Below are 17,194 nucleotides of genomic sequence, written 5' to 3'. Positions count from 1 at the left end.
GAGGGGCTCACCCGTTAGGACGTGTGGAGACACGCCCACGCAGGGAGCCCCCCGAGATGATCGACACGCCGCGCCTGGTGGACCAGTACTGCCACGGGGTGCTCCGGACGGAGCTGGGCCTCGGCACCTTCGAGGCCCACCTCGGCCCGGCCGCCGTCCTGCCGGCCTCCGGCACGACCTTCTTCGACACCCAGACGGGCTTCGCCGTACGGCGCTGGTGCCCGCCGCTCCTCGGCCTCGAACCGCACTGCCCGCCCGCCCGCTACCTCGCCCGCCGCCGCGAGCTCGGCGTCGCCGAGACCGGCCGCCGGCTGCTGCGGGCCGCCGGCATCGCCACCTACCTCGTCGACACCGGCCTCCCCGGGGACCTCACCGGGCCCGCCGAGCTGGCCGCCGCCGGTGCGGCCCGCGCCCACGAGATCGTCCGTCTGGAGCCCCTCGCCGAGCAGGTCGCCGACACCTCGGGGACCGTCGACGCCTTCCTCGCCAACCTCACCGAGGCCGTCCAGGAGGCCGCCGTGCGCTCCGTGGCCTTCTCCTCGGTCTCCGCCCCGCGCTGCGGCCTCGCCGCCGACCCCGAGCCCCCCGGGCGCGCCGAGACCCGCCGCGCCGCGGGCCGCTGGCTCGCCGGCCGGCCCGCCGGCGGTCCCCTCGACTCGCCGGTGCTGCTGCGCCGCCTGCTGTGGATCGCGGTGGGCGCGGGCCGCCCGCTCCAGCTCCACACCGGGGACCGGGACCCGGCCGGCCTGCGCGGCTTCGCCGCCGCCACCGCCGGGCTCGGCGCCGACCTCGTCCTGCTGCACGGCCCGCCGCACCACCGGACGGCCGCCCGGATGGCCGGGGCCTTCCCGCACGTCTACGCGGACCTGGGCGCCGCCCTGGCGCACACCGGGGCCCGGGCGGCGGACGTCCTCGCCGAGGTCCTGGAACTGGCCCCCTTCGGCAAGCTGCTCTACTCCAGCGGCGCCCGCGGCCTGCCCGAGCTGCACGTGGTCGCCGCCAGCGCCTTCCGCGCCGCCCTCGGCCGGGTGCTCGGCGCCTGGGTCATGGACGGCGCCTGGTCGCGTACCGACGCCCAGCGGGTCGCCGCGATGATCGCCGCGGACAACGCGACGCGGGTCTACCGGCTGGCATGAGCCGGTGGACCCGCGCCGGGAGTGCGGGAGGGGCGTCAGGCCTTCGCCAGCTCCGGGTTCGCCTGGGCCGGGAGGTCGGCCGCCGGCAGGGGGCGCTCGCGCAGGCTCAGGGCCAGGCGCAGCACCGCGATCCACATCAGCGAGGAGCCGAGCATGTGGGCGGCCACCAGGAGTTCCGGGACGCCGGTGAAGTACTGGACGTAACCGATGCCGCCCTGGAGCAGCAGCACGATCAGCAGGTCGCGGGCGCGGGCGCGGGTGTCGTCCGGGGCGTCGACCACGCGCAGGACCAGCCACATGGCGACGGCGAGGGCGCAGACGGCCCAGGCGGCGATGGCGTGCAGATGGGCGGCGGCCGTCCAGTCCCAGGGCATGCGGGGCACGTCGCTGCTGTCGCCCGCGTGCTTGCCGGCGCCGGTCACCGTGGTGCCGAGCGCGATCAGCAGGCCCGAGACGACGGCGATCGCCCAGGACAGCTTCCGCACCGGGCCCGGCACGCGCGGGCGGGGGGCGGTGTCGCCCTCGCCGGTCCGGTGCCAGGTGATCACGGCGACGGTGAGCAGCGCGTTGGCGGCCAGGAAGTGCCCGGCCACGGTCCATGGGTTGAGGCCCATCCAGACGGTGATGCCGCCGAGGACGGCGTTGCTCATCACGATCCAGAACTGCGCCCAGCCCCAGCGGGTGAGGTTCCGGCGCCACGGCTCGGTCGAACGGGCGGCGATGATGGCCCAGCCGACGGCGGCCGACAGGACGTAGGTCAGCATCCGGTTGCCGAACTCGATGGCTCCGTGGAGGCCCTGTTCGGGGGTGGCGAAGAGGCTGTCGTCCGTGCACTTGGGCCACGTGTCGCAGCCGAGTCCGGAACCGGTCAGCCGGACCGCGCCGCCGGTGACGATGATGAGGACGCTCATCACGACGGCGGAGAGCGCGGCGCGCCGGAGGACCCGGGGGGACGGGGTCCAGCGCTGGGCGATGAAGGCGAGGGGGGTCTGCACGGGCCCTATCGTAGGCGCGGGCTTGTGCACGCTTTCACGAGGGGTGCCTTGTCCGGAAACGTCACCCTCTGGTCCTCCGCGGTCACTCCCAGCGGAAGAACCGCGCCGCCGCCCCGAGGCCCAGGACGGCCCAGACGGCGAGGATCCCGGCATCCGCCCACGGCGTGCCCGCGCCGTCCTGGAGGACGTCCCTGAGGCCGTCGGAGAGGGCCGAGATCGGCAGCAGCGCCAGCACGTCGCCGGCCGCGCCGAACTTCTCCAGCGGGACGATCACCCCGCCGCCGACCAGGAGCAGCAGGAAGACCAGGTTGGCCGCGGCGAGGGTCGCCTCGGCCTTGAGCGTGCCGGCCATCAGGAGCCCGAGCCCCGAGAAGGCGGCGGTGCCGAGGACCAGCAGGAGCAGGACGGCGAGCGGGTTGCCGTGCGGGGACCAGCCCAGGCCGAACGCGATGGCGGTCAGCAGGACGATCTGGAGGACCTCGGTGACCAGGACGGCCAGCGTCTTGGCGGTCATGAGGGCCCGGCGGGGCAGCGGGGAGGCCGCGAGCCGCTTGAGGACGCCGTAGCGCCGCTCGAAGCCGGTGGCGATGGCCTGGCCGGTGAAGGCGGTGGACATCACGGCGAGCGCGAGGACGCCGGGGGCGAGGAAGTCGACCGCCTCGCCCTTCCCGGTGTCGACGATGTCGACCGCCGAGAACAGCACGAGCAGGAGGGAGGGGATGATCACCGTGAGGAGGAGCTGCTCGCCGTTGCGGAGCAGCATCCGCGTCTCCAGGGCGGTCTGCGCCGCGATCATCCGTCCGACGGGGGCGGCCCCCGGCTTCGGCGCGTACGTACCGGTGCTCATGCGCGAAGCTCCTTGCCGGTCAGCTCCAGGAAGACGTCTTCGAGGGTGTGGCGTTCGACCGAGATGCGGTCGGGCATCACGCCGTGCTGCGCGCACCAGGTGGTGACGGTGGCGAGCAGCTGGGGGTCGACGGTGCCGGTGATGCGGTACGTGCCCGGCAGCGGCTCGGCGGCCTCGGTGCCGTCCGGGAGCGCGTGGAGCAGGGAGCCGAGGTCGAGGCCGGGGCGGCCGGTGAAGGCGAGGGTGTTCTCGGCTCCGCCGCGGCAGAGCAGCTCGGGGCTGCCCTGGGCGGCGATCCGGCCGCCGTCGACGATGGCGACGTCGTCGGCGAGCTCCTCGGCCTCCTGCATGAAGTGGGTGGTGAGGACGACGGTGACGCCGTCGGCGCGCAGCTCGCGGACCAGGTCCCAGGTGGCGTGGCGGGCCTGCGGGTCGAGGCCGGCGGTGGGCTCGTCGAGGAAGACGAGCTCGGGGCGTCCGACCACGGCCATGGCGAGGGCGAGCCGCTGCTGCTGGCCGCCGGAGAGCCGCCGGTAGGTCGTACGGCCGCAGGAGCCGAGGCCGAGGCGCTCGATCAGGGCGTCGACGTCGAGCGGGTGGGCGTGCAGCTTCGCCATGTGGCGGAGCATCTCGTCGGCGCGGGCGCCGGAGTACACGCCGCCGGACTGGAGCATCACGCCGACACGGGGGCGCAGGTCGGCGGCGTCGGCGAGCGGGTCGAGGCCGAGGACGCGGACGGTGCCGTCGTCCGGCTTCCGGTAGCCCTCGCAGGTCTCGATCGTGGTGGTCTTGCCGGCGCCGTTGGGGCCCAGGACGGCGGTGACGGTGCCGGTCCGCACGTCGAGGTCGAGGCCGTCGACGGCGGTCTTCGTGCCGTACCGCTTGACCAGGCCGCGGACGCGGACGGCGGTGCCGGCGGACTCGTTTTCCATGCCGGGAAGTCTAAGGACCCGCGGGGACGGGCCGGGCCGCGGCCCCGGGGGAGCGGCCGGCAGCCGGGCGGCGGCGCCGGATGGGCGGGCGCGGACGGGGCAGGAGCCTCCCATGACGGTCTTCGTGGGCACCTCGGGGTGGCAGTACCGGGACTGGCGGGGCACCTTCTACCCGGAGGGCGTGCCGCAGCGGCTCTGGCTGGAGGAGTACGCCCGCCGGTTCGCCACCGTGGAGAACAACGGCTCGTTCTACCGGCTGCCGGAGCGGTCGACCTTCGCCGCCTGGCGGAGGCGGACGCCCGACGGCTTCGTCATGGCGGTCAAGGCGACCCGCCGGCTGACGCACGACAAGCGGCTGCGGGAGCCGGAGGAGCTGGTGGCGGAGCTGATGGGACGGGCGGGGGAGCTGGGGGATCGGCTGGGGCCGGTGCTGCTCCAGTTCCCGCCGTCGCTGCGGGCCGACCCGGGGCTGCTGGACGCGGTCCTCGCCTGCTTCCCGGCGGGGGTGCGGGTGGCCGTCGAGCCGCGGCACGCCTCGTGGTGGACGGACCGGACCGAGGCGGTCCTCACTGAGCGCGGGGCCGCGCTGTGCTGGGCGGACCGGAAGTCCCGGCCGGTGACCCCGCTGTGGCGGACGGCCGACTGGGGCTATCTGCGCCTGCACGAGGGCAGGGCCCGGCCGTGGCCGGCGTACGGCAGGCAGGCGCTGGAGAGCTGGGTGGAACGGCTCGTGGAGGGGCGGCCGCCGGGCGCGGACGCGTACGTCTACTTCAACAACGACCCGGGGGTCGAGGCGCCTCGTGACGCGGCCGTCTTCCGGGACCTGATGAGCGCGGCGGGGCGGCCGGTGGCCGTGCCGGCCGACGCCCCGGCGGAGGGGGAACCGGCTGGTCAGGCCACCCTCGATTCGTCCTACGAATGATCGTTTCCGCAGGTCAGGTAAGCCTTACCTGAGTGATGCACGCCATCGCCACCGTTCCGGGCGCGGCTTGTCACTGCCCGATTAATTACGCAACAATGGCGTTGTGAAAAACCTTGGCGCGGCTCCTGCGGAGGAACTCGCGACCGGTGAGCGGTCCACCCGCAACCGGGTCGCGCGCTCCATCCTGGACCACGGGCCGTCCACCGTCGCCGACCTCGCCGAGCGGCTGGGCCTCACCCAGGCCGCCGTCCGCCGGCACCTCGACGCGCTCGTCGCCGAGCAGGTCGTGGAGGCCCGCGAGAAGCGCGTCTACGGCGCCCGCACCCGCGGCCGCCCGGCCAAGGTCTTCGCCCTCACCGACTGCGGCCGGGACGCCTTCGACCAGTCGTACGACGCCCTCGCCGTCGAGGCGCTCCGCTGGATCGAGCGCAACGCCGGCGGAGAGGCCGCCGTGGCGGCCTTCGCCCGCGACCGGATCGAGGCCCAGGCCGAGGCCTACCGGGAGGCCGTCGAATCGGTCGAGCCCGAGCGGCGGGCCGAGGCGCTGGCCAAGGCCCTGACGGCGGACGGGTACGCTGCCACTGCGCGCAACGCGCCGGTCGGCGAGCAGCTCTGCCAGCACCACTGCCCGGTCGCCCACGTCGCCGAGCAGTACCCACAGCTGTGCGAGGCGGAGACGGAGATCTTCTCCCGCCTCCTGGGAACGCACGTCCAGCGCCTGGCCACGATCGCCCACGGCGACGGCGTCTGCACCACGTTCATCCCGCACAGCACCCCGCAGACCACTGAGACAGCATCCGTAAGCACGGCCGGGAGGAAGCCCGCATGACCACCGAGATCAGCCACCCCGAGCTTGAGGGCCTGGGTCGGTACGAGTACGGCTGGGCCGACTCCGACACCGCCGGTGCCACCGCCAAGCGCGGCCTGAACGAGGACGTCGTCCGCGACATCTCCGCGAAGAAGAACGAGCCCGAGTGGATGCTGAAGCTCCGTCTCAAGGGTCTGCGGCTCTTCGACAAGAAGCCCATGCCGACCTGGGGCTCCGACCTCGGCGGGATCGACTTCGACAACATCAAGTACTTCGTGCGGTCCACCGAGAAGCAGGCCGAGTCCTGGGAGGACCTGCCGGAGGACATCAAGAACACGTACGACAAGCTCGGCATCCCGGAGGCGGAGAAGCAGCGCCTCGTCGCCGGTGTCGCGGCCCAGTACGAGTCCGAGGTCGTCTACCACCAGATCCGCGAGGACCTGGAGGAGCAGGGCGTCATCTTCGTCGACACCGACACCGCGCTGAAGGAGCACGAGGAGCTCTTCAAGGAGTACTTCGGCACCGTCATCCCGGTCGGCGACAACAAGTTCGCCTCGCTGAACACGGCCGTGTGGTCCGGCGGCTCGTTCATCTACGTGCCGAAGGGCGTGCACGTCGAGATCCCGCTCCAGGCCTACTTCCGCATCAACACGGAGAACATGGGCCAGTTCGAGCGGACGCTGATCATCGTCGACGAGGACGCCTACGTCCACTACGTCGAGGGCTGCACCGCCCCGATCTACTCCTCCGACTCGCTGCACTCCGCGGTCGTCGAGATCATCGTGAAGAAGGGCGGCCGCTGCCGCTACACGACCATCCAGAACTGGTCGAACAACGTCTACAACCTGGTGACCAAGCGCGCCGTCGCCTACGAGGGCGCCACCATGGAGTGGGTCGACGGCAACATCGGCTCCAAGGTCACCATGAAGTACCCGGCCGTCTACCTCATGGGCGAGCACGCCAAGGGCGAGACGCTCTCCATCGCCTTCGCGGGCGAGGGCCAGCACCAGGACGCCGGCGCCAAGATGGTCCACATGGCCCCGAACACCTCGTCGTCCATCGTCTCCAAGTCGGTGGCGCGCGGCGGCGGCCGCACCTCCTACCGCGGCCTCATCGAGATCGGCGAGGGCGCCCCCGGCTCCAAGTCCAACGTGCTCTGCGACGCCCTGCTCGTCGACACGATCTCCCGCTCCGACACGTACCCCTACGTGGACGTGCGCGAGGACGACGTGACCATGGGCCACGAGGCCACCGTCTCCAAGGTCTCCGAGGACCAGCTCTTCTACCTGATGCAGCGCGGCCTCACCGAGCAGGAGGCCATGGCGATGATCGTCCGCGGCTTCGTCGAGCCGATCGCCAAGGAGCTGCCGATGGAGTACGCGCTGGAGCTGAACCGGCTGATCGAGCTGCAGATGGAAGGCGCGGTCGGCTAGCGGCCCCCGCCCCCTCCGTACCGCAGCGACTGATTTCTTACGCAGGAAGAGAGCAACACGACAGCCATGGCTGAGGCTCAGAACATCCCCGCGGGCTCCACCACCGCGGGCTCGATCGCGGTGGCCGCCGAGTCCACCGTCGCCACGCGCATGAGCGCCCCGCCGTCCTTCGACGTCGCGGACTTCCCCGTCCCGCACGGCCGCGAGGAGGAGTGGCGCTTCACCCCGCTGGCCCGCCTCCGCGGTCTGCACGACGGCACCGCCGTCGCCACCGGCGAGGGCGTCCGGGTCGAGATCGAGGCCCCCGAGGGCGTCACCGTGGAGACCGTCGGCCGCGACGACGAGCGCCTGCGCAAGGCCGGCAAGCCGGTCGACCGCGTCGCCGCCCAGGCGTACTCCTCCTTCGAGAAGGCGTCGGTCGTCACCGTCGCCAAGGAGGCCGTCCTCGCCGAGCCGATCCGCGTCGCCGTGCACGGCCAGGGCGGCGTCGCCTTCGGCCACCAGGTCATCGAGCTCGGAGCCTTCGCCGAGGCCGTCGTCGTCATCGACCACACCGGTGACGCGGTGCTCGCCGCCAACGTCGACTTCGTGCTCGGCGACGGCGCCAAGCTCACCGTCGTCTCCGTGCAGGACTGGGAGAAGGACGCCGTCCACGTCGCGCAGCACAACGCGCTGCTCGGCCGCGACGCCTCCTTCAAGTCGGTCGTCGTCACCTTCGGCGGTGACCTCGTCCGCCTCCACCCGCGCGTCAGCTACTCCGCCCCCGGCGGCTCGGCCGAGCTCTTCGGCCTGTACTTCACCGACGCGGGCCAGCACCAGGAGCACCGCCTCCTGGTCGACCACAACACCCCGCACTGCACCTCCAACGTGGCCTACAAGGGCGCGCTGCAGGGCCAGGACGCGCACGCGGTCTGGATCGGCGACGTCCTCATCCAGGCCGCCGCCGAGGGCACCGACACCTACGAGCTCAACCGGAACCTGGTCCTCACCGACGGCGCCCGGGTCGACTCCGTGCCGAACCTGGAGATCGAGACCGGCGAGATCGCCGGCGCCGGCCACGCCTCCGCCACCGGCCGCTTCGACGACGAGCAGCTCTTCTACCTGATGGCCCGCGGCATCCCGGAGACCGAGGCCCGCCGCCTCGTCGTCCGCGGCTTCTTCGCCGAGCTGGTCCAGCAGATCGGTCTGCCGGACGTCGAGGAGCGCCTGATCGCCAAGGTCGAGGCCGAGCTGGAGGCCTCCGTCTGATGGCCTTCGTCCGAGTCTGCGCGCTGAGCGAGCTGGAGGCCGACACCCCGAAGCGGGTCGAGGTCGACGGCACGCCGGTGTCGGTCGTCCGCACCGAGGGCGAGGTGTTCGCGATCAACGACATCTGCTCGCACGCCAACGTCTCCCTCTCCGAGGGCGAGGTCGAGGACTGCGCCATCGAGTGCTGGCTGCACGGTTCCAGCTTCGACCTCCGCACCGGCAAGCCGTCCGGCCTTCCCGCGACGCGCCCCGTCCCCGTGTACCCCGTAAAGATCGAAGGGGACGATGTGCTCGTCTCCGTCACCCAGGAGTCCTGAGTCACCCATGGCAACGCTCGAAATCCACGACCTGCACGTCTCCGTCGAGGCGGAGAACGGCCCCCGCGAGATCCTCAAGGGCGTCGACCTGACCATCAAGCAGGGCGAGACCCACGCGGTCATGGGCCCCAACGGCTCCGGCAAGTCGACCCTGGCGTACTCCCTGGCGGGCCACCCCAAGTACACGGTCACCGGCGGCACCGTCACCCTCGACGGCGAGGACGTCCTGGAGATGTCCGTCGACGAGCGCGCCCGTGCCGGCGTCTTCCTCGCGATGCAGTACCCGGTCGAGGTCCCCGGCGTCTCGGTCTCCAACTTCCTGCGCACCTCCGCCACCGCCATCCGCGGCGAGGCCCCCAAGCTCCGCACCTGGGTCAAGGAGGTCCGCGAGGCCATGGAGAAGCTCTCCATGGACCCGGCCTTCGCCGAGCGCAACGTGAACGAGGGCTTCTCCGGCGGCGAGAAGAAGCGCCACGAGATCCTCCAGCTGGAGCTCCTCAAGCCGAAGATCGCGATCCTCGACGAGACCGACTCCGGCCTCGACGTCGACGCCCTCCGCATCGTCTCCGAGGGCGTCAACCGCGTCCGCGAGACCGGCGAGGTCGGCACCCTCCTCATCACCCACTACACGCGCATCCTGCGCTACATCAAGCCCGACTTCGTGCACGTGTTCGCGAACGGCCGCATCGTCGAGTCCGGCGGCGCCGAGCTCGCCGACCAGCTGGAGAACGAGGGCTACGACAAGTACGTGAAGGGTGGCGCATCCGCGTGACTTCCGCCCATCAGGGGCTGACCGGCCTCCTCGACACCGAGGCGATCCGCAAGGACTTCCCGCTCCTGGATCGCACGGTCCACGACGGCAAGAAGATCGTGTACCTGGACTCCGCGGCCACCTCGCAGAAGCCGCGGCAGGTCCTCGACGCGCTCAGCGCCTACTACGAGCGTCACAACGCCAACGTCCACCGCGGCGTCTACACGGTCGCAGAGGAGGCCACCGCGCTGTACGAGGGCGCCCGCGACAAGGTCGCCGCCTTCATCAACGCGCCGAGCCGCAACGAGGTGATCTTCACCAAGAACGCCTCCGAGTCGCTCAACCTCGTGGCCAACATGCTCGGCTGGGCCGAGGACCCCTACCGGGTCGACCACGAGACCGAGATCGCCATCACGGAGATGGAGCACCACTCCAACATCGTCCCGTGGCAGCTGCTCTCGCAGCGCACCGGCGCGAAGCTGAAGTGGTTCGGCCTCACCGACGACGGCCGTCTCGACCTGTCGAACATCGACGAGGTCATCACGGAGAAGACGAAGATCGTCTCCTTCACGCTGGTCTCCAACCTGCTCGGCACGCAGAACCCGGTCGAGACCATCGTCCGGCGCGCCCAGGAGGTCGGTGCGCTCGTCTGCGTCGACGCCTCCCAGGCGGCCCCGCACCAGGTCCTGGACGTGCAGGCGCTCCAGGCCGACTTCGTGGCCTTCACCGGCCACAAGATGTGCGGCCCGACCGGCATCGGCGTGCTGTGGGGACGGCAGGAGCTCCTGGAGGACCTCCCGCCCTTCCTCGGCGGCGGCGAGATGATCGAGACCGTCTCGATGCACTCCTCCACCTACGCGCCGGCCCCGCACAAGTTCGAGGCGGGTACGCCCCCGATCGCCCAGGCCGTCGGCCTCGGCGCGGCCGTGGACTACCTGTCGGCGATCGGCATGGAGAACATCGCGCGCCACGAGCACGCGATCACCGAGTACGCCGTCCGCCGCCTCCAGGAGGTGCCGGACCTGCGGATCATCGGCCCCACCACGGCCGAGGACCGCGGCGCGGCGATCTCCTTCACGCTCGGCGACATCCACCCCCACGACGTGGGGCAGGTGCTGGACGAGCAGGGCATCGCGGTGCGGGTCGGCCACCACTGCGCGCGGCCGGTCTGTCTGCGGTACGGAATTCCTGCGACCACGCGGGCGTCGTTCTACCTGTACTCCACTCCGGCCGAGGTCGACGCCCTGGTCGAGGGGCTGGAGCACGTCCGTAACTTCTTCGGATAGGGCGGCTGAGCTGTGAAGCTGGATTCGATGTACCAGGACGTCATCCTGGACCACTACAAGCACCCGCACGGGCGGGGCTTGCGGGACGGCGACGCCGAGGTGCACCACGTCAACCCGACGTGCGGCGACGAGATCACGCTGCGGGTGAAGTACGACGGCGACCGCATCGAGGACGTCTCGTACGAGGGCCAGGGCTGCTCCATCAGCCAGGCCTCGGCCTCCGTCCTCAACGACCTGCTCGTCGGCAAGGAGCTGGCCGAGGCGCAGAAGATCCAGGAGACCTTCCTGGAGCTGATGCAGTCCAAGGGCCAGGTCGAGCCGGACGACGCCATGGAGGAGGTGCTGGAGGACGCGGTCGCGTTCGCCGGCGTCTCCAAGTACCCGGCCCGGGTGAAGTGCGCGCTGCTCAGCTGGATGGCGTGGAAGGACGCGACCGCCCAGGCCCTGGGCGGAGACGACCAGAAGTCTGTGAGGAAGTCGGCATGACCGAGAACGCCGAGGCCACCATGAAGCCGGCCTCCGAAGAAGAAGTCCGCGAGGCGCTGTACGACGTCGTCGACCCCGAGCTGGGCATCGACGTCGTCAACCTCGGCCTGATCTACGGGATCCACATCGACGACTCCAACGTCGCGACGCTGGACATGACGCTGACCTCGGCGGCCTGTCCGCTGACGGACGTCATCGAGGACCAGGCCCGCTCGGCCACCGACGGCATCGTCAACGAGCTGCGGATCAACTGGGTCTGGATGCCCCCGTGGGGCCCGGACAAGATCACCGACGACGGCCGCGAGCAGCTGCGCGCGCTCGGCTTCAACGTCTGAGCGGTCACCGTACGAGGAGAGGCCCCCGGCATCGCGCCGGGGGCCTCTCCTCGTACGCCGGGAGCCGCGTCAGGCGTGCGCCCGGTCCGCCGCCTGGGCCAGGACCGGGGCCAGGTTCTCCCGGCGGATGCGCTGGTCCACGTAGAGCAGGCCGGAGGCCAGGGGCTGGAGGGGGCCCAGGACGGCCTGGGTCAGCAGCATGAGCAGCGTCGAGACCACCGCGGCGGTGCCCATCGAGAAGAAGACCGTGCCGGGGGTGGCGTGCTGGGCGAGCGGGGCGGCGAAGAGGGACGCCTGGGTCGTCAGGGAGACGACCATCTGCATCACGAAGGTGACGCCGCCGACGATCAGCAGCATCACCAGCGTGTAGCCGAAGATCCGCCACCAGGCGCCGCGGACCAGCTGCGCGGACCGGCGCAGGGCGGTCAGGGTGCCGGCCGACTCGACGACGGCGGCCGTCGGGGCGAGGCTGAACTTCACCCAGAGCCAGAGGGCCGGCGGCGTCGCCGCGAGGGCGAGGAGGAAGAAGAGCACGCCGGTGACGGCCCACCCGGCGGCGCCGGTGCCGTCGTCGGCACCGATGCTCGCGATCATCGCGGCCATCACGAGGAAGAGGCCGACCAGGAAGAGCAGGGCCGGCACCACGGCGGCCGCGGCCGACACCAGGACCGTGCCGAGCACCGCGCCGAGCCGGGACCACGCCCGGCGCCACACCGTCCCGAAGCCGACCCGGCGGCCGAGCACCGCCTCCTGGACCACGACCGCGACGGCGGCGTGCAGCAGGCCGGTCGCCAGCAGCATCCCCACCGCGCAGGCCAGCCAGAGGACGCCGAGCAGGGTGAGGAGCGGCATGAGGTCCGAGAGCGAGACGTCCTCGGCGGCGGAGGAGTGCGCCCACTCGTCGGAGAGACCGGCCCAGGCGGCCGTGCCCACCCCGGCGATCACCGCGGCGGCCAGCGCGTAGGCGACCAGGGTGATGCCGAGCAGCGCCTTCCAATGGCGGCGGTACGCGGCGAAGGCGCCCCCCAGGACGTGGTTCAGGTCGAGGGGCGCCAGGGGTATCACGCCGGGCTTGGGCGGGGGCGGCACCGGAGCGTAGCCGTACCCGTACGGCCCAGGGGCATAAGTCATGCGCCATACGGTAACCGCAGCCGTTGCGTACGCCCGTACGCATCACTGGGTACCCTCGTGCGCATGGGTTACGGACTGCTCGCCGGGGCCATCGCGGCCGAGATCATCGCCACCACCTCCATGAAGTACAGCGAGGGCTTCAGCAGGCTCTGGCCCTCGCTGATCACCGGCGCCGGCTACCTCCTCGCCTTCGCGCTGCTCGCCCAGGCCCTCAAGACCCTCCAGGTCGGCACCGCCTACGCGATCTGGTCCGGGGTCGGCACGGCGGCCGTCGCCGGCATCGGGGTCCTCTTCCTCGGCGAGACGCTGAGCCTCGCCAAGGTCGCCGGGATCGTCCTCATCGTCCTCGGGGTCGCCGTGCTCAACCTGGGCGGGGCGCACTGATGGCGCGGGCCCGGCGGTACGACCCCGAGCGGCGGGAGCGGCTGGTCGAGGCCGCCCTGCGGGTGGTGCGGCGGGACGGGATCGGCGCGGTGAGCCACCGCGCGGTCGCCGCCGAGGCCGACGTGCCGCTCGGCTCCACCACGTACCACTTCGCCTCCCTCGACGAACTCCTCGTCGCCGCCCTGCGCCGGATGAACGCGGATCTCGCCGGGGAGCTGCGGAGCCGGCCCGCCGACGCCGACGGGCTCGCCCGGCTCCTGGGGGAGTGGCTCGGCGGCGGCCGGAGCCGGGCGGAGCGGGCGTACGAGCTCTCCCTCGCCGCCCTGCGCCGGCCCGCGCTCCGGCCGGTCGCCGCCGCGTGGACCGAGGAGGTCGTCACCGCCCTCGCCCCCCGCGCCGGCCGGAGCACCGCCCGCGCCCTGGCCGCCCTGATGGACGGGATCGGCCTCCAGACGCTGCTCACCGGCGCGCCGTACGACGAGGCGCACGCGCGCGAGATGTTCGCCCGGATCCTGAACGAAGGCCCGAAAGAGCAGGCCGGGGGCTCGTCGGATGCTCCGGCCCGTCCGACCGGCACCTGAGACCGGTTGGCCCGCGCGCCGCCCCGCCCGTTAGGTTTTCCGTCATGACCACCACTGCTCCTCGCACCACCGGCGCCGTCGCCGCCGGCCTCGCCACCCTCGCCGGTGACGGCACCGTCCTCGACACCTGGTTCCCCGCCCCCGAGCTCACCGAAGAGCCCGGTCCGGCCGGCACCACGCGGCTCTCCCCGGACGAGGCGGTGAACGCCCTCGGGGAGGGCGCCGCCAAGGCCCTCGGCGTGGACGCCCGCCGCGGCGTCGAGGTGGTCGCCGTCCGCACCGTCATCGCCTCCCTCGACGAGAAGCCGGCCGACGCCCACGACGCCTACCTCCGCCTCCACCTGCTCAGCCACCGGCTGGTGAAGCCGCACGGCCAGAGCCTGGACGGCGTCTTCGGCCTGCTCGCCAACGTCGCCTGGACCTCGCTCGGCCCGGTCGCCGTCGACGACATCGAGAAGGTGCGCCTCAACGCCCGCGCCGAGGGCCTGCACCTCCAGGTGACCTCGATCGACAAGTTCCCCCGCATGACCGACTACGTCGTGCCCACCGGCGTCCGCATCGCCGACGCCGACCGGGTGCGCCTCGGCGCCCACCTCGCCGCCGGCACCACCGTCATGCACGAGGGATTCGTCAACTTCAACGCCGGCACCCTCGGCACCTCCATGGTCGAGGGCCGCATCTCCGCCGGCGTCGTCGTCGGCGACGGCTCCGACATCGGCGGCGGCGCCTCCACCATGGGCACCCTCTCCGGCGGCGGCAACGTCGTCATCTCCATCGGCGAGCGCTGCCTGATCGGCGCCGAGGCGGGCGTCGGCATCGCGCTCGGCGACGAGTGCGTCGTCGAGGCCGGCCTCTACGTCACCGCCGGCACCCGGGTCACCCTGCCGGACGGCCAGATCGTCAAGGCGCGCGACCTCTCCGGCAACTCGAACATCCTCTTCCGCCGCAACTCGGTCACCGGCGCCGTCGAGGCCCGCCCGAACAACGCGGTCTGGAACGGCCTCAACGACATCCTGCACAGCCACAACTGACGGTGCGACCGCCCTCCCGGCCCCGCTCAGACGGCCGGGAGGGCGGTCAGCCGCTCGCCGTGCAGCGCGGCCAGCCGGTCGCCCGCCGCCACCACGTGCCACTGGTCCAGGGCCCCGCTGCCGTCGTTGTACCGCCACCGCAGCTTCCCGTCGCGGGCGTCGAAGGCGAGGATCCCGCCCTTGTCGTCCAGCTCCGTCGCCGCGTAGAGCGTGGTGCCCACCTTGGCGAACTGCCCCGGGTACGCCACGTCGAGCAGGGCCTCCGTGCGCCAGCTCTCCTTGCCCGTGGCCGGGTCGACCGCCCGCAGGACGTGGCCCGAGTCGGAGGCGTACAGCACCCCGTCGAGGACCCCGAGCCCGTGGAAACGGGTGAACTCGTCCGACGCCAGCGACCACTTCTCCGTCCCGTCGGCGAGCGCGAAGGCGCGCAGCCGTCCCGCGTCGGCGACGATCACCAGCCCCTCGTGGACCGCGAGCCGGCCGCTGTTGGAGCGCCCGATCTTCTTCGTCCACCGCTGACGGCCGGTGGCCGTGTCACGGACCGTCACGTTCTCCCGGAAGTCCGTGTAGACGAGGTGGCCGCCGACGGCCTCGGCGGTGATGCCGTACTCCTCCGTCCCGGCGTCGCGCAGCTCCTGCCAGGCCACCTTGCCCGTCGAGGCGTCGATCGCGGCGATGACGTTCCTCTTGACGCTGAAGTCCTTCTCCAGGATGCCCGCGAGGACGTACACCCGCCGCTCGTCGGCGGCGATCGTCCGCGGCTGCGAGAAGCGCTTCCCGAGCCGGCTGCGCCAGGTCTCCCGGCCCGTCGCCGGGTCGAGGCCGACGACGTCCCCGTCGTACTGCGCGCTCGCCAGGTAGAGGGTGCCGCCGCGGACCAGCATCTTCGCGCCCGGCACGGCGACCTCCTCGCGCCGCCAGCGCTCCTCGCCGGTGGCGACGTCCCGCCCGACCAGCGGGTCGCCGGAGACGAGGACGACGTCGCCCGCCACGGCGAGCGCGTCCATCCCGAGGCTGCCCTTCGCGGTCCGCCGCTGCCACAGGGGCTTCGGGGCGGTGCCGGGCGGCGGGGTGGTGAAGGCGTCCCCGCCGCCCGGGGCGGGCTCCGAGGCGGACGGGGTGGCGACGGCGCCCGGGTCCTCGACGGGGCCGCAGCCCCACGCGCCCGCGCCGAGCGCGACGAGCCCGAGTCCGGTGCCCGCCAGCCGCAGCATCCCTCTGCGGGAGACCTCGCGTCCCTCGTTCCGTGCCATGCGTCCGCCCCTGTCCCTCACGTGGTCCGTCTTCCTGTTCGACGGCGGGAGCCTAGCGACCGGGCCGGGACGCACCCGGTTCCGGGACGGGACGGGGACAGGACCGTGAAGCTCGTGACGGCACGGCAACCGAAACGGTCACGGAGCGTTGTCAGGAGGGGAGCGCAGCGCTCCCCCGACAGACGAGGCGAGGAGTCGACATGAGGACCAGGCCCATGGTCGCCGGGATGCTCACCGCGGCGGCGGTACTGCTGCCGGCGGGGGTCGCCCGGGCGGACGAGACGCACACCCACAACGGCCCCACCGTGACCAACGGCCCCAGTCTCACCCTGCACACGGGGCAGATCGACGACCCCCTGGAGGACGTCCTGGAGCACGCGGCGATCCTGGGGCGGACCTACACCACCGACTCCGCCTGAACCAGCTCCGCCAGCAGGGCCCGCAGCCCGTCGGCCGTCTCCCGGCCGGCGGGCCGCAGCGGTTCCCGGAGCGCTCCGCCGAGCAGGGCCTTCGCGGTGACGGTGCCCGGCAGGCCCGCGGCCATCATCCGCTCGACGAGGGGGAGCGTCCGGGCGTGCAGCCGGGCGGCCAGGGCGGTGTCGCCCGCGTCGTACGCGTCGAGGACCGCGCGCAGCTGACGGGGCGCCACGTTGGCCACCGTGCTGACGTAGCCGGCGCCGCCGACCGCGTACAGCGGCAGGTTCAGCTCCTCGCTGCCGGAGTAGTAGGCGAGCGGGGTCTCGGCGATCAGCCGGGCCGCCGTCAGCAGGTCGTACGAGCAGTCCTTCACGGCCGTGATCCGCGGGTGCCCGGCGAGCCGGCGCATGGTGTCGGGCTCGACGCGGGTGCCGGTGCGGCCGGGGATGTCGTAGACCATCACGGGGAGCCCGGTGGCGTCCGCGACCTTGAGGAAGTGGGCGGCGACCGCGTCCTGCGGCGGGCGGCTGTAGTACGGGGTGACCACGAGCAGGCCGTCGGCCCCGGCGTCCTCCGCCTGGCGGGCCAGCTCCGCGGTGTGCCGGGTGTCGGCCGTGCCCACGCCCGCGACGAGCGACGGCGCCGGGCCGACGGCCTCCCGGACTGCCCGGATCAGCGCCGCCTTCTCGGCGTCGGTGGTGGTCGGGGACTCGCCGGTGGTGCCGTTGAGGACCAGGCCGTCGCAGCCCTCCCCGACCAGCCGGGCGGCCAGCTTCCCGGCCGCGTCGAGGTCGAGGACGCCGGAGCCGGTGAAGGGGGTGATCATCGCGCAGAGCGCGCGGCCGAAGGGGTGATGGGTGCTCATGCGGGAAGTCTGGGCGCGATCGACCGTGAAGGTCCA

20 protein-coding genes are annotated in these 17,194 nt (G+C 72.6%); 14 read left to right on the top strand and 6 right to left on the bottom strand.

Annotated features, from left to right (window positions below; translation table 11 throughout):
- The first annotated feature begins 56 nt into the window (after positions 1 to 56).
- On the top strand, positions 57 to 1,136 hold the full coding sequence (locus ACFW6A_RS00490) for an amidohydrolase family protein (protein WP_351842304.1): 1,080 nt from the start codon (positions 57 to 59) through the stop codon (positions 1,134 to 1,136).
- Between the two features lie 35 nt (positions 1,137 to 1,171).
- Here the strand turns inward: ACFW6A_RS00490 and ACFW6A_RS00485 are convergent, their stop codons facing one another.
- Genes ACFW6A_RS00485 through ACFW6A_RS00475 form a run of 3 tightly spaced genes read right to left on the bottom strand, consistent with a single transcriptional unit; the run spans position 1,172 to position 3,910 of the window.
- Positions 1,172 to 2,161 carry a heme A synthase gene (locus ACFW6A_RS00485; protein WP_386480202.1) on the bottom strand — a complete coding sequence of 330 codons (990 nt, stop codon included), beginning with the start codon at positions 2,159 to 2,161 and terminating at the stop codon, positions 1,172 to 1,174.
- A gap of 52 nt (positions 2,162 to 2,213) precedes the next feature.
- On the bottom strand, positions 2,214 to 2,978 hold the full coding sequence (locus tag ACFW6A_RS00480) for an ABC transporter permease (RefSeq protein WP_386480199.1): 765 nt from the start codon (positions 2,976 to 2,978) through the stop codon (positions 2,214 to 2,216).
- Complete coding sequence (locus ACFW6A_RS00475) at positions 2,975 to 3,910, bottom strand: ABC transporter ATP-binding protein (protein WP_386637982.1); 936 nt, start codon at positions 3,908 to 3,910, stop codon at positions 2,975 to 2,977. Before ACFW6A_RS00475 ends, ACFW6A_RS00480 begins: the two co-directional genes overlap by 4 nt.
- A gap of 112 nt (positions 3,911 to 4,022) precedes the next feature.
- On the opposite strand from ACFW6A_RS00475, the gene ACFW6A_RS00470 reads away from it, so the two are divergent.
- The 9 genes from ACFW6A_RS00470 (at position 4,023) to ACFW6A_RS00430 (ending at position 11,496) form a co-directional block, all read left to right on the top strand.
- Positions 4,023 to 4,832, top strand: a complete 810-nt coding sequence (locus tag ACFW6A_RS00470; RefSeq protein WP_386480196.1) for a DUF72 domain-containing protein — start codon at positions 4,023 to 4,025, stop codon at positions 4,830 to 4,832.
- Positions 4,833 to 4,935: 103 nt separating this feature from the next.
- Entirely contained in the window at positions 4,936 to 5,661 is a 726-nt protein-coding gene (locus ACFW6A_RS00465) for a metalloregulator ArsR/SmtB family transcription factor (protein WP_351842296.1), read from the top strand.
- Complete coding sequence (gene sufB, locus ACFW6A_RS00460) at positions 5,658 to 7,073, top strand: Fe-S cluster assembly protein SufB (RefSeq protein ID WP_351842294.1); 1,416 nt, start codon at positions 5,658 to 5,660, stop codon at positions 7,071 to 7,073. The genes ACFW6A_RS00465 and sufB overlap by 4 nt, the downstream gene beginning before the upstream one ends.
- 66 nt (positions 7,074 to 7,139) lie before the next feature.
- On the top strand, positions 7,140 to 8,321 hold the full coding sequence (gene sufD, locus ACFW6A_RS00455; RefSeq protein WP_351842292.1) for a Fe-S cluster assembly protein SufD: 1,182 nt from the start codon (positions 7,140 to 7,142) through the stop codon (positions 8,319 to 8,321).
- Entirely contained in the window at positions 8,321 to 8,638 is a 318-nt protein-coding gene (locus tag ACFW6A_RS00450; RefSeq protein ID WP_030492833.1) for a bifunctional 3-phenylpropionate/cinnamic acid dioxygenase ferredoxin subunit, read from the top strand. The genes sufD and ACFW6A_RS00450 overlap by 1 nt, the downstream gene beginning before the upstream one ends.
- Positions 8,639 to 8,645: 7 nt before the next feature.
- Positions 8,646 to 9,410, top strand: a complete 765-nt coding sequence (gene sufC, locus ACFW6A_RS00445) for a Fe-S cluster assembly ATPase SufC (protein WP_200428196.1) — start codon at positions 8,646 to 8,648, stop codon at positions 9,408 to 9,410.
- Entirely contained in the window at positions 9,407 to 10,675 is a 1,269-nt protein-coding gene (locus ACFW6A_RS00440; RefSeq protein WP_351842289.1) for a cysteine desulfurase, read from the top strand. Before sufC ends, ACFW6A_RS00440 begins: the two co-directional genes overlap by 4 nt.
- 12 nt (positions 10,676 to 10,687) lie before the next feature.
- Complete coding sequence (sufU, locus tag ACFW6A_RS00435; protein WP_351842287.1) at positions 10,688 to 11,161, top strand: Fe-S cluster assembly sulfur transfer protein SufU; 474 nt, start codon at positions 10,688 to 10,690, stop codon at positions 11,159 to 11,161.
- Complete coding sequence (locus ACFW6A_RS00430) at positions 11,158 to 11,496, top strand: metal-sulfur cluster assembly factor (RefSeq protein ID WP_351842284.1); 339 nt, start codon at positions 11,158 to 11,160, stop codon at positions 11,494 to 11,496. Before sufU ends, ACFW6A_RS00430 begins: the two co-directional genes overlap by 4 nt.
- 69 nt (positions 11,497 to 11,565) lie before the next feature.
- On the opposite strand, the gene ACFW6A_RS00425 is transcribed toward ACFW6A_RS00430, so the two are convergent.
- On the bottom strand, positions 11,566 to 12,627 hold the full coding sequence (locus ACFW6A_RS00425) for an oxidoreductase (protein WP_386484980.1): 1,062 nt from the start codon (positions 12,625 to 12,627) through the stop codon (positions 11,566 to 11,568).
- A gap of 63 nt (positions 12,628 to 12,690) precedes the next feature.
- On the opposite strand from ACFW6A_RS00425, the gene ACFW6A_RS00420 reads away from it, so the two are divergent.
- Genes ACFW6A_RS00420 through dapD form a run of 3 tightly spaced genes read left to right on the top strand, consistent with a single transcriptional unit; the run spans position 12,691 to position 14,623 of the window.
- On the top strand, positions 12,691 to 13,011 hold the full coding sequence (locus ACFW6A_RS00420) for a multidrug efflux SMR transporter (protein WP_351842280.1): 321 nt from the start codon (positions 12,691 to 12,693) through the stop codon (positions 13,009 to 13,011).
- Positions 13,011 to 13,592, top strand: coding sequence for a TetR family transcriptional regulator (locus ACFW6A_RS00415; protein WP_351842278.1), 582 nt, complete (start codon positions 13,011 to 13,013; stop codon positions 13,590 to 13,592). Before ACFW6A_RS00420 ends, ACFW6A_RS00415 begins: the two co-directional genes overlap by 1 nt.
- A 44-nt stretch (positions 13,593 to 13,636) precedes the next feature.
- On the top strand, positions 13,637 to 14,623 hold the full coding sequence (gene dapD, locus ACFW6A_RS00410; protein WP_351842275.1) for a 2,3,4,5-tetrahydropyridine-2,6-dicarboxylate N-succinyltransferase: 987 nt from the start codon (positions 13,637 to 13,639) through the stop codon (positions 14,621 to 14,623).
- 26 nt (positions 14,624 to 14,649) lie between these two features.
- Here the strand turns inward: dapD and ACFW6A_RS00405 are convergent, their stop codons facing one another.
- On the bottom strand, positions 14,650 to 15,876 hold the full coding sequence (locus ACFW6A_RS00405) for a PQQ-binding-like beta-propeller repeat protein (protein ID WP_386637976.1): 1,227 nt from the start codon (positions 15,874 to 15,876) through the stop codon (positions 14,650 to 14,652).
- Positions 15,877 to 16,076: 200 nt separating this feature from the next.
- Here ACFW6A_RS00405 and ACFW6A_RS00400 point away from each other — a divergent pair, with 200 nt between their 5' ends.
- Positions 16,077 to 16,295 (top strand): hypothetical protein, encoded by a 219-nt coding sequence (locus tag ACFW6A_RS00400; RefSeq protein WP_351842271.1) that lies wholly within the window; start codon positions 16,077 to 16,079, stop codon positions 16,293 to 16,295.
- Here ACFW6A_RS00400 and dapA read toward each other — a convergent pair.
- Positions 16,274 to 17,158 carry a 4-hydroxy-tetrahydrodipicolinate synthase gene (gene dapA / locus ACFW6A_RS00395; RefSeq protein WP_386484974.1) on the bottom strand — a complete coding sequence of 295 codons (885 nt, stop codon included), beginning with the start codon at positions 17,156 to 17,158 and terminating at the stop codon, positions 16,274 to 16,276. The genes ACFW6A_RS00400 and dapA overlap by 22 nt on opposite strands.
- Positions 17,159 to 17,194 lie beyond the last annotated feature (36 nt).

It is taken from the genome of Streptomyces sp. NPDC058758 (genome assembly GCF_042746075.1).
Classification (GTDB): Bacteria; Actinomycetota; Actinomycetes; order Streptomycetales; family Streptomycetaceae; genus Streptomyces.
The sequence above is the reverse complement of the archived record's forward strand: the minus strand, read 5'-3'. Positions and strand labels throughout refer to the sequence as shown.

What these genes read in the sequence shown, in the direction of transcription:
- ACFW6A_RS00405 (WP_386637976.1), bottom strand. Translation starts at nt 15,876, where the DNA reads ATGGCACGGAACGAGGGACGCGAGGTCTCCCGCAGAGGGATGCTGCGG.
- ACFW6A_RS00425 (WP_386484980.1), bottom strand. Translation starts at nt 12,627, where the DNA reads ATGACTTATGCCCCTGGGCCGTACGGGTACGGCTACGCTCCGGTGCCG.
- ACFW6A_RS00475 (WP_386637982.1), bottom strand. Translation starts at nt 3,910, where the DNA reads ATGGAAAACGAGTCCGCCGGCACCGCCGTCCGCGTCCGCGGCCTGGTC.
- ACFW6A_RS00490 (WP_351842304.1), top strand. Translation starts at nt 57, where the DNA reads ATGATCGACACGCCGCGCCTGGTGGACCAGTACTGCCACGGGGTGCTC.
- ACFW6A_RS00400 (WP_351842271.1), top strand. Translation starts at nt 16,077, where the DNA reads ATGAGGACCAGGCCCATGGTCGCCGGGATGCTCACCGCGGCGGCGGTA.
- ACFW6A_RS00415 (WP_351842278.1), top strand. Translation starts at nt 13,011, where the DNA reads ATGGCGCGGGCCCGGCGGTACGACCCCGAGCGGCGGGAGCGGCTGGTC.
- ACFW6A_RS00480 (WP_386480199.1), bottom strand. Translation starts at nt 2,978, where the DNA reads ATGAGCACCGGTACGTACGCGCCGAAGCCGGGGGCCGCCCCCGTCGGA.
- ACFW6A_RS00470 (WP_386480196.1), top strand. Translation starts at nt 4,023, where the DNA reads ATGACGGTCTTCGTGGGCACCTCGGGGTGGCAGTACCGGGACTGGCGG.
- sufC (WP_200428196.1), top strand. Translation starts at nt 8,646, where the DNA reads ATGGCAACGCTCGAAATCCACGACCTGCACGTCTCCGTCGAGGCGGAG.
- ACFW6A_RS00450 (WP_030492833.1), top strand. Translation starts at nt 8,321, where the DNA reads ATGGCCTTCGTCCGAGTCTGCGCGCTGAGCGAGCTGGAGGCCGACACC.
- dapA (WP_386484974.1), bottom strand. Translation starts at nt 17,158, where the DNA reads ATGAGCACCCATCACCCCTTCGGCCGCGCGCTCTGCGCGATGATCACC.
- ACFW6A_RS00430 (WP_351842284.1), top strand. Translation starts at nt 11,158, where the DNA reads ATGACCGAGAACGCCGAGGCCACCATGAAGCCGGCCTCCGAAGAAGAA.
- dapD (WP_351842275.1), top strand. Translation starts at nt 13,637, where the DNA reads ATGACCACCACTGCTCCTCGCACCACCGGCGCCGTCGCCGCCGGCCTC.
- sufB (WP_351842294.1), top strand. Translation starts at nt 5,658, where the DNA reads ATGACCACCGAGATCAGCCACCCCGAGCTTGAGGGCCTGGGTCGGTAC.
- sufD (WP_351842292.1), top strand. Translation starts at nt 7,140, where the DNA reads ATGGCTGAGGCTCAGAACATCCCCGCGGGCTCCACCACCGCGGGCTCG.
- ACFW6A_RS00420 (WP_351842280.1), top strand. Translation starts at nt 12,691, where the DNA reads ATGGGTTACGGACTGCTCGCCGGGGCCATCGCGGCCGAGATCATCGCC.